The following is a 12,340-nucleotide window of genomic DNA, read 5'->3' on the forward strand; positions in this document are numbered from 1 at the left end:
GCCTCTCAGAGCGCGCTCTTGCGGGGCGTGCGCATGGTGACGAGTTCCTCGGCCGCGCTCGGGTGCAGCGCGATGGTCCGGTCGAAATCGGCCTTGGTCGCGCCCATGGTGACGGCGATGGCAACCGACTGGACGATCTCGCCGGCGTCATGGCCGAGGATGTGGACGCCGATGACCCGGTCGGTCTGCGCATCGACGACGAGCTTCATGTAGATGCGCTCGTCGCGGCCCGAGATCGTCGCCTTCATCGGCCTGAAGCCGGTCTCGAAGATGCGCAGCTCGCGACCTGTCGCCAGCGCCTGCTGCTCGGTGAGACCGACGCTTCCGAGTTCCGGCGTGGTGAACACGGCCGAGGCGACGAGGGTGTGCTCGACCGTCCACGGCTTGCCGCCGAAGGTCGAGTCGGCGAAGGCGTGGCCCTCGCGGATCGCGACGGGGGTGAGGTTGACGCGGTCGGTGACGTCGCCGACCGCGGCGATCGAGGGGATATTGGAGAGCGAGGCGGCGTCGACCAGGACCTGGCCGGCCGGCCCGAGCTTGACGCCCGCCGCCTCGAGACCGAGGCCGGCCGTATTGGGGCGGCGCCCGGTCGCGACGAGGACGACATCAGCATCGATCGGCGCGCCATGGGCGCAATGGGCCCGGCGCGAGCCGTCGGGAAGCAGCTCGATCCGGTCGATAGTGCAGCCGAGGCGCAGTTTGATGCCGGCATGGCCGAGCGCATCGCGCAAACGCGAGCGCAGATCCTCGTCGAAGCCGCGCAGGACATTGTCGCCGCGATGCAGCAGCGTGACCGCGACGCCGAGCCGGGCGAAGACGTTGGCGAATTCGAGCGCGATATAGCCGCCGCCAACGACGAGCATGCGCTTCGGCAGGCTCGGCAGATGGAAGACCTCGTTGGAGGAGATGCCGAGCTCCCCGCCCGGAATCGGCGGCTCGAAGGCGGGATGGCCGCCGGTCGCGACCAGGATGTGGCGGGCGCGGATCGTCTCGCCGCTTTTCTGCAGCCGCACTTCGTGCGGACCTGCGACGACAGCGCGCTCCTCGCGAATCTCGACCATCGCGGCATCGAGCCCCTTGCGATAGAGGCCGGAGAGCCGTGTCACCTCGTTGGCGACGGCATCGCGCAGCGTCGGCCAGTTGAATTCCGGCTTGCCGACATTCCAGCCGAAGCCGGCGGCGTCCTCGAATTCGTCGGCGAAGCGGCTGGCATAGACGAAGAGCTTCTTGGGAACGCAGCCGCGGATGACGCAGGTGCCGCCGATGCGGTCCTCCTCGGCTATCATCACGCTGGCGCCGTGGCCGGCGGCGATACGGGCGGCGCGCGTGCCGCCCGACCCTGCGCCGATGACGAAGAGATCGACGTCGAACTCAGCCATGAGCGTCTCCCTGCCGCGGCGCGGCATCCATAGCGAAAAAGAGAATGGCGGCGCCGAGGCCGGCGATCCACCAGCCCTGCCAGGCGCCGTGTCCGACTGTCGCGATCGAGAAGGCGGCCGCGAACAGGGCAAGGCGCGGCGCCAGCTCCGCTACCGGCAGTTGCCGGAGCCGAGCAAGCAAAAACAGGCCAGCAAGCGTCAGCAGGCCGGCGCCAATGACACCGGTCTCCGCCCAGGCCTGCAGCGGCATGTCATGTGGATGGCCCACTCCCAGCAGAGTCCTATGCTCAGCCGAGACCTCGGCCGCCACCTTGTGCTCATGCATCGTCGCCGAGGTGCCGAAACCGGCGCCAGCGATCGGCCGGGCCCGGGCCACCTCGCCAAAGCTGTCCCAGATGTCGATCCGCGCCTGGGCGCTCATGACGTCGAGGCGATTGAGCACGAAGGACGGCAACAGCTTTTCGGCCGTCGGACCGAGCAGCGGGGCGATCGCCATGGTCAGGACAAAAGCGAGCGCGGTCAACGCGAGCGCGACACGCGGTGCGAGAGCCGCCAGGGTCCAGCACGGGACCAGCACCAGCACGCCGAGCTTGGCGGCCTCGCTTTCCGAGCGGAAGACGACGACGATGACGACGACAGCCAGCAGAGCGGCCAGCGCACGATCAGGCCATCCGGCCGGCCGCGACCAGAGCGCGTGGGCAGTCGGCACGGCGAGCAGCAGCAGGACGATCGCCGGGCGGTTAAAGACGAATGTCATCATCTTGCCGGTGCCGAGCGCAGCGCGCTGGGACAGACCGGAGGCAAGCTCGATCATCACGAGCACTGCCGCGACGATGACCGCCAAGGCGAGCGCGCGGAACAGCAGCGGCGTCGGCCGCCATCGCCCCGAAACCGCGATCGTCAGGGCAAAGACGATCGGCAGGATCAGCTCTCCCCAGGCCTGCAGGGACGCTGACGGTTTGTGGCTCCAGCCGATCGAGATCAGCGCCCAGGCGAGAAAGGCCGCGATCGCCAATGCCACCGGCGCCGTCAGCAGGCGGTGCAGGCGCGCGATGCTCACAGCGACCGGCTCCGACAGCAGCGTTGCGCCGAGAAAGGCAGCTGCAGCGAGGCCTAGCATCAACGGCGCGGAACGGTTCGCGAGCCACACGGCGAGCGGCATCAGCACGAGGCAGACCATGCCGGCGAGACGAAGGGCTCGGCTAGCCGGCGACTCGCCTGCGCGCGTCAGCGAGGCATCCGAATGGGCGGATGGAGAGGTCTGGCTCATGCGCTGGGGCTTACGCGATGGGGCATGCCGCGCCTAGAGCATGTTCCGCAGATGTGGGCACCGCTTTTGCGGGGAGATCGGAACCAGCCGAACGGAATGCGCCCCCGAGGTTTACGACCTTTGGCGACGTTGATCGCGGTTACGTGTCGAATTTTCGTGCACTCGCAGGCCTCTCAGGCGAAACATCTTGACTTGTGATTATGCAATCAGGCGCAATTGATCCGCGGTCCGATGCGGTGCCACAGGCGAGCGTCGACAATCGGTGCGTCAAAACGTGCCACTGGGAGGTAACTATGCTCACGTCCTTCATCAAGCGCGGGGCCGTCGCCGCCGTCGCGCTCGCCGGCCTCACCACGGCCGCCTTCGCCCAGATGGAGCTGAAGATCATGGCTCCTGCCGCCCCCGGCGGCGGCTGGGACGGCACGGCGCGCTCGATGCAGCAGGCGCTGACGGCGGCCGGCATCGCCAAGAGCGTCCAGGTCACCAACGTCACCGGCGCCGGCGGCACCATCGGCCTCGCCCAATTGATCGGCGCCAAGGGCGACGGCCACCAGCTGATGGTCAACGGCTTCGTCATGGTCGGCGCCATCCTGCTCAACAAGTCGCCGGTGAACCTGACTCAGGTCACGCCGATCGCGCGGCTGACCGCCGAGGCGCTGGTGATCGTCGTGCCGACGGATTCGCCGGTCAAGAACGCCAAGGATCTCGCCGACCGCGTCAAGGCCGATCCGGCCAAGGTGACCTGGGCCGGCGGTTCGGCTGGCGGCGCCGACCACATCCTCGCCGCGCTCTTCACCGAGGCCGCTGGCGGCGACGCGAAGAAGATCAACTACATCCCGTTCTCGGGCGGCGGCGAAGCACTCGCGGCCATGCTGGGCGGCCGCGTCACCGCCGGAATTTCCGGCTACGGCGAGTTCGAGGGCCAGATCAAGGCCGGCAAGCTGCGGGTGATCGGCGTCAGCGCCAGCAAGCGCCTCGCCAATGCTCCGGACGCCCCGACCCTGAAGGAAGGCGGCGTCAACGTCGAGTTGCTGAACTGGCGTTCGGTCGTCGCTCCTCCGGGCCTCAGCGACGCGCAGAAGACCGAGCTCTCCGGCGCGGTCGAAAAGCTGGTCAAGTCGAAGGAATGGATCGAGATTCTCAAGGCCCGCGGCTGGGACGACGCCTATCTCGGCACAGCCGAATTCGATGCCTTCCTGAAGACCGAGACGGTCCGCGTCGAGAAGGTCATGAAGGATGTCGGCCTGGTGAAGTAAGGCCCTCCTGACACCTCAATCGAGGGCGGGCAGCCGCAAGGCCGCCCGCCCTTCGTCACCTTCGCTCCAGACTGACGGTCGCGCCCATGTCCCGCACCATCGACCGCCCCGCCCTCGTCGTCGGGTTCCTGCTTCTGGCGGTAGCGGCGATCATCGCCTTCGACGCCTCGCGCCAGACGATCACCTCCAATTACGGCGTCGGCCCGACTGCGATGCCCTATGTCGTCTGCACCGGCATGGTGCTGCTCGGCCTCGCGCATCTCTTCGTCGCCTTCAGGGACGGGCTGCCGAAGCCGGAAGCAGCCGATGGGCGGGCGCTGCTCTGGGTCGGCGGCGGGCTCGTCGGACTGATCGCCTGCATCGCGCTGGGCGGCGGCTTCATCGTCGCCACCGCGATCCTGTTCTCCTGCACGGCGCGCGGCTTCGGGCGCGACGCGCTCCCCACCGACATCGCCATCGGCTTGGTGCTCGGTACCGCGATCTACCTGCTCTTCCTCAAGCTCCTGACCCTGTCGCTACCGACCGGGCCGCTCGAAGCGCTGCTGAGCTGAAGGAGCCAAACACATGGAAACCCTGCTCTCGCTCGCCAACGGCTTCTCCGTCGCCCTCGAGCCATCCAAGCTCCTGTTCTGCCTGATCGGCGTCTTCCTCGGCACCGCTGTCGGCGTGCTGCCCGGCATCGGCCCGGCGCTCACCGTGGCGCTGCTGCTGCCGGTGACCTTCAAGCTCGACCCGGCCGGCTCGCTGATCATGTTCGCCGGCATCTACTATGGCGGCATGTATGGCGGCTCGACCACCGCGATCCTGCTCAACGCGCCGGGCGAGAGCGCCTCGCTCGCGACCGCGCTCGAAGGCTCGAAGATGGCCAAGGCGGGTCGCGGCGGCCCGGCACTGGCGACGGCGGCGATCGGCTCCTTCGTTGCCGGCCTGATCGCCACGATCGGCCTCGCCTTCCTGGCGCCCTGGCTGGTCGAGCTCGCGGTCAAGTTCGGGCCGTGGGACTATTTCGCGCTGATGATCGTCGCCTTCGTCACGGTGTCGGCGACTTTCGGCGATTCCCCGCTGCGCGGCCTGACCAGCTTGTTCCTCGGCATGACGCTCGGGCTCGTCGGGATCGACAAGCTGACCGGCCAGGCGCGCCTGACCTTCGGCGTGCCCGAACTGCTCAACGGCGTCGAGGTGACGACGCTGGCGGTCGGCCTCTTCGCCGTCGGCGAGGCGCTCTATGTCGCCTCCAAGCGCTGGCGCGAGCCGGAGGAGATCATCCCGATCAAGGGCTCGCTCTGGATGAACAAGCAGGACTGGAAGCGCTCCTGGGCGCCCTGGCTGCGCGGCACCGCCTTCGGCTTTCCGATCGGCGCGCTGCCGGCGGGCGGCGCCGAGGTCCCGACCTTCCTCAGCTATTCGACCGAGAAGAAGCTCTGCAAATATCCGGAAGAGTTCGGCAAGGGCGCGATCGAGGGTGTCGCCGGGCCGGAGGCTGCCAACAACGCCTCCGCCGCCGGCACGCTGGTGCCTCTGCTGACGCTCGGCCTGCCGACCTCGGCGACGGCCGCGATCATGCTCGCAGGCTTCCAGCAATACGGGCTCAATCCCGGCCCGCTGCTCTTTGCCGAGAAGCCTGACCTGGTCTGGGGCCTGATCGCCTCGCTCTTCATCGCCAACGTCATGCTGGTGATCCTGAACCTGCCGCTGATCGGACTCTGGGTGCGGCTGCTCGCGATCCCGCAGCCCTGGCTCTATGCCGGCATCCTGGTCTTCGCGACCATGGGCACGCTCGCGGTCAACCCCTCGCCGGTCGAGCTCGGCATGCTCTTCGGCTTCGGCTATCTCGGCTATCTGATGCGGCGCTACGATTATCCGGTCGCGCCGATGGTCGTCGGACTGATCCTTGGACCGATGGCGGAGGCGCAATTGCGCCGCGCTTTGCAGATCAGTCTCGGCGATCCGATGATCCTGCTCGAGAACCCGATCTCGGCGACGCTGCTCGGCATCGCCTTCATCGCGCTGGTCGCGCCCTTCGTGATGAGCGGGCTGAACAAGTTCAAGGCCTCGGACGACTGAGCGCACGCGCAACCGGCGCGTGCACTGCAAGATTGCGCTTGAACAAATATGGCGTGACTGTGTTCTTCTCTTCACCGGCCTTGCGGCCCGTCGAGCGAGGATGAACCATGAGCGACACGACGCTACCTCCGACCGCCGGCCCAAAAGAAGGCGCCGAGCCGAGCCTCCATCGCGTGATGGGCCCTTGGCTGCTGCTGCTCTTCATCGTCGGCGATATTCTCGGCACCGGCATCTATGCGCTCACCGGCCAGGTGGCGAAACAGGTCGGCGGCGTCGTCTGGCTGCCCTTCCTGGTCGCCTTCGTCGTCGCGATGATCACGGCGTTCAGCTATCTCGAACTGGTGACGAAGTACCCGCGCGCCGCCGGCGCCGCGCTCTATGCGCACAAAGCCTTCGGCGTCCATTTCATCACTTTCATCGTCGCCTTCGCGGTGATGTGCTCAGGGATAACCTCGGCCTCGACCGCCTCGCGCGCTTTTGCCGCGAACATGTCGCACGCTTTTGGCCTGAACCTCTCAGGCGGCATGGGCATCACCCTGATCGGGCTCGGCTTCATGGCGATCGTCGCGGCGGTGAACTTCCGCGGCGTCGGCGAGAGCGTGAAGGCGAACGTCGTGCTGACCTGCGTCGAGCTGACCGGCCTGCTGATCGTGATCTTCGTCGGCCTGTGGGCGATCGCCGCCGGCCAGGGCGACGTCTCGCGCATCACCCAGTTCAAGCCGGCGGCCGATGGCGGCATGTTCTGGCCGGTGATCGCGGCGACAACGCTCGCCTTCTTTGCGATGGTCGGCTTCGAGGACTCGGTCAACATGGCCGAGGAGACCAAGGATCCGACGCGGATCTTCCCGAAGATCCTGCTCGCCGGCCTCGTCATCACCGGCGTGATCTACGTGCTGGTCTCGATCTCGGCGATCACACTGGTCTCGCCCGAGCAGCTCGGCGAGGGCGAGACGCCGCTGCTCAAGGTGGTCGCGGCCGGTGCACCGAACTTCCCGATCTGGATCTTCGGCTTCATCACCATGTTCGCCGTCGCCAACAGCGCCCTGATCAACATGCTGATGGCGAGCCGGCTGGTCTACGGCATGAGCCGCGAGCATGTGCTGCCGCCGGTGCTCGGCAAGGTCCACCCGACGCGCCGCAGCCCTTACATCGCGATCGGCTTCACCACGCTGCTCGCCTTCGCGCTGATCACCTTCGTCGGCGAGGTGCCGGCGCTGGGCGGCACGACGGCGCTGCTGCTGCTCTGCGTCTTCACGGTCGTCAACATCGCCGTGCTGATGCTGCGCAAGGACACGGTCGAGCACGAACATTTCCGCACCCCGACGATCCTGCCGATTATAGGAGCGATCTCCTGCGCCTTCTTCGCCGGTCCCTGGACCGGGCGCGACCCTGTCCAGTACAAGATCGCCGGCATCCTGATCGGGATCGGCATCGTGCTCTGGTTCGTCACCGTGATGGTCAACCGCGCCGCCGGCGTGCGGCCGAGTGACCCGACGATGGAAGACCTCGGCAGAGGCGGGCCGGTGAACTGAGCGCCAAGAAAAAAGCCGCCGGTTGCGCTGGCGGCCTTTTTCTAGCGAGAGCGAGGCTTGCAGCTCAGAGCTGATGGCCGCGCTTGCGCATCTCCGCCTGGAAGAGGTCGAAGAGCCGGTTGCTGGTCGCGGTGCTCCAGGGCTGCAGCAGCGCGAAGATCTCGTCGATCACCTGTGGGCGGTAGGAGTTATAGCGCTGGCCGACCGGCGAGTTGAAGAAGGCTGCGACGTCCTTGAGGTCGGCCTCGGTCATCTTGCTGGCAAAAATCCGGGCCGAGCCATCAACGATCTCGTCACGCCGGAGATCGGCCTCGGCCTTGAGCGCGGTCAGGACCTCGTCCATGTCCTTCTTCAGCTCGGGGCGGGTAGCACCGAAGCTCTGGCGGACACCGGCGGTGAATTCGGCATAGATCGAGTCGAAGGATTGCGACAGGCCGGAGGAGACCACGACCTCGCGGGCGGCCTTGAGATGCTCCGGCGTCGGCGCCTGCTGCGCGAGCGCGGGCACCATGAACAACGCCAGCGAAAAAAGCGCGCCTGCCAGGCTGTGACGGATCATGCGATTACCCCTTCGTCGATCGTCCGGAATGCGGCGATTCCATTGTTTTGGCGCGGCAACGTCCCTGACCAGGCGCAGCCGCCGGCCGCTCTTAGAACATGTCCAGCCAAAGTGGAAACCACTTTTGCGGCTGGATCAGGTCGTCAAGCTAGTCTCAACGGCGCTCGGCGGCAGGATCGCCGAGGACGCGGACACCGTCGGCTCCGGCGAGGAAGGCCGCCGTCGCCAGGCCAAGGAACAGGCCGTGCTCGACCACCCCGGGAACCTCGTTGAGTGCCAGCCCCAGCACCTCGGGCAATTCGATCCGGCCAAGATGCGCGTCGAGGATGTAGTGGCCGCCATCGGTCAGCAGCGTCGAACCATCGGGACGCTTGCGCAGAATGAGCTCGCCATGCGCCCCAGCCGAAGCGATCGCGGCAGCGACCGCGCGACGCGTCGCCTCGAGCCCGAAGGGCACGACCTCGATCGGCAGCGGGAAGCGACCGAGCGTCTCGACCTGTTTGCCGGTGTCGGCGATCACGATCATGCGCTTCGAAGCGGCAGCAACGATCTTCTCGCGCAGATGCGCGGCGCCGCCGCCCTTGATCAGCCGCAAGGCGCTGTCGAGTTCGTCGGCGCCATCGATGGTGAGGTCGAGCTCTGGCGTCTCGTCGAGCGTCGACATCGGGATACCAAGACCGAGCGCCTGCGCCTGCGTTGCCTCTGAGGTCGCGACACAAAGCACCTCAAGGCCGGCGGCGACCTTCGCCCCGAGCCCGTCGACGAAGAGCTTCGCGGTCGAGCCGGTGCCAAGACCGAGCCGCATGCCCGGCCGCACCAGCTCCAGCGCCGCCAAAGCGGCCGCCTTCTTCAGATCCTCGCTCACGCGCCGAGCCCACCCATCAGCATGTACTTGATCTCGACGAACTCCTCGATGCCGTGGAGCGAGCCCTCGCGGCCGAGGCCGGATTCCTTGACGCCGCCGAAGGGCGCAACCTCGGTGCCGAGAATGGCCGAATTGACGCCGACCATGCCATATTCCAGCTCCTCGGCGACGCGGAAGGCGCGGCCGAGATCCTTGGTGTAGAAATAGGCGGCCAGGCCGAAGGGCGTGTCGTTGGCCATGGCGACGACTTCGTCCTCGCTCGTGAAGCGATAGACCGGCGCGATCGGGCCGAAGGTCTCCTCGCGGGTGACCAGCATCTTGGTAGTCACACCGGCAAGCACCGTCGGCTCGTAGAATGTGCGGCCGAGCGCGTGGCGGCGACCACCGACCATCACCTTGGCGCCGCCCGCGACCGCATCGGCGACATGGCGCTCGACCTTCTCGACCGCGCGCTCGTTGATCAGCGGTCCCTGCACGACGCCGACCTCGACGCCGTTGCCGACCTTCATCTTCGCGACCTCGCCGGCGAACTTCGCGACGAAGTCATCATGGATGCCGTCCTGGACGAAGAGCCGGTTGGTGCAGACGCAGGTCTGGCCCATGTTGCGGAACTTGGCGATGATCGCGCCCTCGACCGCCTTGTCGAGATCGGCATCGTCGAAGACGATGAAGGGCGCATTGCCGCCGAGCTCGAGCCCGACCTTCTTCACCGTCGTGGCCGCCTGCTGCATCAGGAGCTTGCCGACCGGCGTCGAGCCGGTGAAGCCGATGAAGCGCACGGCCGGATGGCTGGTCATCACGCCACCGATCGCGACCGCATCGCCGGTGACGATGTTGATCACGCCCTTGGGGAAGCCGGCCCGTTCGGCGAGTGCGACCAGTGCCAGCGCGGTCAGCGGGGTGTCCGGCGCCGGCTTGACCACGAAGGTGCAGCCCGCCGCCAGGCCCGGCGCGCATTTGCGCGTGATCATCGCCGCCGGGAAGTTCCAGGGCGTGATCGCAGCGCAGACGCCGACCGGCTGCTTTGCGACGATGATGCGCGAGTTCGGGAAGGGCGAGGGAATGGTCTCGCCATAGATGCGCTTGGCCTCTTCGGCGTAAAACTCGACGAAGGAGGCGGCATAGGCGACCTCGCCGCGGGCTTCGCTGAGCGGCTTGCCCTGCTCGGCCGTCATGATCTGCGCCAGGTCCTCCTGGTTCGCCATGATCAGATCGAACCATTTGCGCAGGATGAGCGAGCGCTCCTTGGCGCTCTTTTTCGCCCAGGGCTTGAAGGCGCGCGAGGCGGCCTCGACCGCGGCAGTGGTCTCGTCGGCGCCGAAGCGCGGCACCTTGGCCAGAACCTCGCCCGTCGCCGGATTGTCGACCACATCGACGCCCTCGCCGATCCAGGCGCCGTCGACATGGCACTGCGCGCGCAGCAGCGAGGGATCCTTGAGCGTAAGCATGCGAGCCTCCGGCGTCATGAACGGGTTGCCCGGGCTCTAGCATGCGCGGCGAGCGCTTGCCGATAGCAAAACGCCGCATGCACGCGGTGCGCAGATTGCAGTTACCGTTCGGTCACCAGCTCGGCCGCAGCGGCTATTTCACCATCGGTGTGCAAACGACCTTGTCGTCGAAGACGTAGCAGACGCTGAGCTCGCCGGTGCGGACATTGGCGCGGAAGATGCCGCCTTCACGCTCATGGCGCGAGGGAACGAGCACATAGTCGCTGGGCGCCTGCGGGCCGGCCCCCTCGCCCGCCGGGAAGCAGACGGTGACGCCGACGCCACCCTCCTTGAGCTGGAACTGGCAGGCGCCGACCTCGCCCGTCGCCTTGTCGATGCGATAGACGCGGTTGAGGTCGGTCTGCGGCGCCGGTGCAAACTCGAACGGCGCGGCAAGCGCCGCCCCGAAGGCGGGCAAGACGAACAGACCAGCGCCCAGCACCCGGACAAGGGAGCGGCCAAAGGAGCTTTTGGGACAGCTCGACAGTTTCGGCACCGCTACGACCCTCTCGACGATTCGGGCGGAGGCTATCATGCCGCTCGGCAGCGATCACCTTTATGACTCGCTCTTGCCATCGTGGCGTGCAAGGCTTGCTTAAGGTCGAGCCTTCATGGTGCTATCGATGGTAAAGCTCCGCTCTATTAGGAGCCCGGATGACCGCTGCCCAATACACTTTCCACATAGCAGGCTTCACGCCTGAGACACTGCCAATGGCAAGGTTGGCCGATTATCTGAGCGATCTCGCCCAGCTTCTCGGCTCGAAAGAGCACGTCCACCTCGATCGCATCGAAGCCGGAAGTATCAGACTTGCGGTGGCAATCGACCAGGAAGTGCGCCCTCTTGTCGGCCCGCGAGTGCGCAGTGCAGCGCAGGGAGACGGGCCCAAAGAAGCACAGGCCGCATGGCTTCGGCTAAATGAGCGACTAGGCAAAGACGGTGCCAGAGCCAATCTGGAACTCCCGGGCGGAGAGATAATTCCCTTTCCTGGCTCAGCGGCCCCTTCCAAGCCGGTCGGGCCTCTCCGACAGGAGACCGCGATTCAAGGGCGGTTGGTCCGCCTTGAGGGTTATGGCGACGACGTCTCGGTAGGCATCGAGGATGAAGCTGGCCTCGCTGGCCGGATTGTCGTTCGTGCGGATTTGGCGCGCGACCTCGGCAATTACTTTCATCGTCATGTAAGACTCTCGGGCCGCGGAAGATGGCGCCGCAATACAGAGGGACAGTGGTGTCTGGAACATCTCGATGTCACCGACTTCACGCCTCTTGACGACAAACCCCTTGATGACGTGCTTCGTCATGCCGGCAGCCTCCTTCCGGAAGGCAGCGCGCAAAAGGCTATTGATCTGATCCAAGAGCTACGGCGCGCATGATCGTAGTCGATGCGAACTTTCTTGTGCTGCTCTTGGACCCTGGCGCAATGCCCCATCTCGATCGGGGACGCGAACGTGTCGAGTTCTTCATCCAAGAACTGACTCGGCAGAGAACCGAGATTGTCATTCCCGCACCAGTGGTAGCGGAAATCGTTGCCGGTCGCATCGACCGCATCGAAGAGATAGCCGCCACGCTTATCCAAAGTCGGTTCTTCACCGTCCAGCCCTTCGACGCTGTCATCGCCATCGAGACTGGGGAGATGATCAAGAAGGCACAAGACCGCATTCCCGCGGCAGAGCGATTGCCTGGATGGCGCGTGAAGATGAAGTACGATGCGATGATCGCTGCAACAGCCAAGGTGCGCAGGGCCAAGGCTGTTTGCACTGACGATGCAGGTCTGCGTGCGCATCTGCGGGATAGCGGTATCGAGATTATCTGGATCGACGATCTGCCGCTGCCGCCAGAAGATTCACAAGGCACGTTCGAGGGCGTCTAAACGCCTTGCCAAGCGGTGCCGGCCAGCCTTTATGCACAGGGCCACGTCACAGGATTGCCC

The 12,340-nt window shown here is 66.2% G+C and carries 12 protein-coding genes; 6 read left to right on the forward strand and 6 right to left on the reverse strand.

Annotated elements, in window-relative coordinates; all coding sequences use genetic code 11:
* Window positions 1-5 precede the first annotated feature (5 nt).
* Entirely contained in the window at window positions 6-1,379 is a 1,374-nt protein-coding gene (gor, locus tag B6S44_RS16960; protein WP_129158067.1) for a glutathione-disulfide reductase, read from the reverse strand.
* Window positions 1,372-2,649 carry an O-antigen ligase family protein gene (locus B6S44_RS16965; protein WP_129158068.1) on the reverse strand — a complete coding sequence of 426 codons (1,278 nt, stop codon included), beginning with the start codon at window positions 2,647-2,649 and terminating at the stop codon, window positions 1,372-1,374. The genes gor and B6S44_RS16965 overlap by 8 nt, the downstream gene beginning before the upstream one ends.
* A gap of 293 nt (window positions 2,650-2,942) precedes the next feature.
* Between B6S44_RS16965 and B6S44_RS16970 the strand changes: the two genes are divergently transcribed.
* From B6S44_RS16970 to B6S44_RS16985, 4 genes are all read left to right on the forward strand, one after another.
* Complete coding sequence (locus tag B6S44_RS16970; RefSeq protein WP_129158069.1) at window positions 2,943-3,905, forward strand: Bug family tripartite tricarboxylate transporter substrate binding protein; 963 nt, start codon at window positions 2,943-2,945, stop codon at window positions 3,903-3,905.
* Window positions 3,906-3,991: 86 nt separating this feature from the next.
* Window positions 3,992-4,456 carry a tripartite tricarboxylate transporter TctB family protein gene (locus tag B6S44_RS16975; RefSeq protein ID WP_129158070.1) on the forward strand — a complete coding sequence of 155 codons (465 nt, stop codon included), beginning with the start codon at window positions 3,992-3,994 and terminating at the stop codon, window positions 4,454-4,456.
* Between the two features lie 13 nt (window positions 4,457-4,469).
* Window positions 4,470-5,969 (forward strand): tripartite tricarboxylate transporter permease, encoded by a 1,500-nt coding sequence (locus B6S44_RS16980; protein ID WP_129158071.1) that lies wholly within the window; start codon window positions 4,470-4,472, stop codon window positions 5,967-5,969.
* A gap of 107 nt (window positions 5,970-6,076) precedes the next feature.
* Complete coding sequence (locus B6S44_RS16985; protein WP_129158072.1) at window positions 6,077-7,501, forward strand: APC family permease; 1,425 nt, start codon at window positions 6,077-6,079, stop codon at window positions 7,499-7,501.
* 64 nt (window positions 7,502-7,565) lie between these two features.
* Here the strand turns inward: B6S44_RS16985 and B6S44_RS16990 are convergent, their stop codons facing one another.
* The 4 genes from B6S44_RS16990 to B6S44_RS17005 form a co-directional block, all read right to left on the reverse strand.
* A complete protein-coding gene (locus tag B6S44_RS16990; protein WP_129158073.1) occupies window positions 7,566-8,060 on the reverse strand; it encodes a DUF2059 domain-containing protein in 495 nt (164 codons plus the stop codon).
* Between the two features lie 154 nt (window positions 8,061-8,214).
* Complete coding sequence (gene rpiA / locus B6S44_RS16995) at window positions 8,215-8,925, reverse strand: ribose-5-phosphate isomerase RpiA (protein WP_129158074.1); 711 nt, start codon at window positions 8,923-8,925, stop codon at window positions 8,215-8,217.
* On the reverse strand, window positions 8,922-10,373 hold the full coding sequence (locus tag B6S44_RS17000) for an NAD-dependent succinate-semialdehyde dehydrogenase (RefSeq protein ID WP_129158075.1): 1,452 nt from the start codon (window positions 10,371-10,373) through the stop codon (window positions 8,922-8,924). Before B6S44_RS17000 ends, rpiA begins: the two co-directional genes overlap by 4 nt.
* A gap of 133 nt (window positions 10,374-10,506) precedes the next feature.
* A complete protein-coding gene (locus B6S44_RS17005) occupies window positions 10,507-10,854 on the reverse strand; it encodes a hypothetical protein (RefSeq protein WP_248309678.1) in 348 nt (115 codons plus the stop codon).
* Window positions 10,855-11,066: 212 nt separating this feature from the next.
* On the opposite strand from B6S44_RS17005, the gene B6S44_RS17010 reads away from it, so the two are divergent.
* A complete protein-coding gene (locus B6S44_RS17010) occupies window positions 11,067-11,783 on the forward strand; it encodes a hypothetical protein (protein ID WP_129158076.1) in 717 nt (238 codons plus the stop codon).
* Window positions 11,780-12,280: a type II toxin-antitoxin system VapC family toxin gene (locus tag B6S44_RS17015; protein ID WP_129158077.1), complete on the forward strand. Its 501-nt coding sequence runs from the start codon at window positions 11,780-11,782 to the stop codon at window positions 12,278-12,280. The genes B6S44_RS17010 and B6S44_RS17015 overlap by 4 nt, the downstream gene beginning before the upstream one ends.
* The last annotated feature ends 60 nt before the right edge of the window (window positions 12,281-12,340 follow it).

Origin of the sequence: Allobosea sp. Tri-44 (genome assembly GCF_004123845.1) — a bacterium.
Lineage (GTDB): Bacteria > Pseudomonadota > Alphaproteobacteria > Rhizobiales > Beijerinckiaceae > Allobosea.

What these genes read in the sequence shown, in the direction of transcription:
- B6S44_RS16970 (WP_129158069.1), top strand. Translation starts at nt 2,943, where the DNA reads ATGCTCACGTCCTTCATCAAGCGCGGGGCCGTCGCCGCCGTCGCGCTC.
- B6S44_RS17015 (WP_129158077.1), top strand. Translation starts at nt 11,780, where the DNA reads ATGATCGTAGTCGATGCGAACTTTCTTGTGCTGCTCTTGGACCCTGGC.
- B6S44_RS16965 (WP_129158068.1), bottom strand. Translation starts at nt 2,649, where the DNA reads ATGAGCCAGACCTCTCCATCCGCCCATTCGGATGCCTCGCTGACGCGC.
- B6S44_RS16985 (WP_129158072.1), top strand. Translation starts at nt 6,077, where the DNA reads ATGAGCGACACGACGCTACCTCCGACCGCCGGCCCAAAAGAAGGCGCC.
- B6S44_RS16975 (WP_129158070.1), top strand. Translation starts at nt 3,992, where the DNA reads ATGTCCCGCACCATCGACCGCCCCGCCCTCGTCGTCGGGTTCCTGCTT.
- B6S44_RS16990 (WP_129158073.1), bottom strand. Translation starts at nt 8,060, where the DNA reads ATGATCCGTCACAGCCTGGCAGGCGCGCTTTTTTCGCTGGCGTTGTTC.
- gor (WP_129158067.1), bottom strand. Translation starts at nt 1,379, where the DNA reads ATGGCTGAGTTCGACGTCGATCTCTTCGTCATCGGCGCAGGGTCGGGC.
- B6S44_RS16980 (WP_129158071.1), top strand. Translation starts at nt 4,470, where the DNA reads ATGGAAACCCTGCTCTCGCTCGCCAACGGCTTCTCCGTCGCCCTCGAG.
- B6S44_RS17000 (WP_129158075.1), bottom strand. Translation starts at nt 10,373, where the DNA reads ATGCTTACGCTCAAGGATCCCTCGCTGCTGCGCGCGCAGTGCCATGTC.
- B6S44_RS17010 (WP_129158076.1), top strand. Translation starts at nt 11,067, where the DNA reads ATGACCGCTGCCCAATACACTTTCCACATAGCAGGCTTCACGCCTGAG.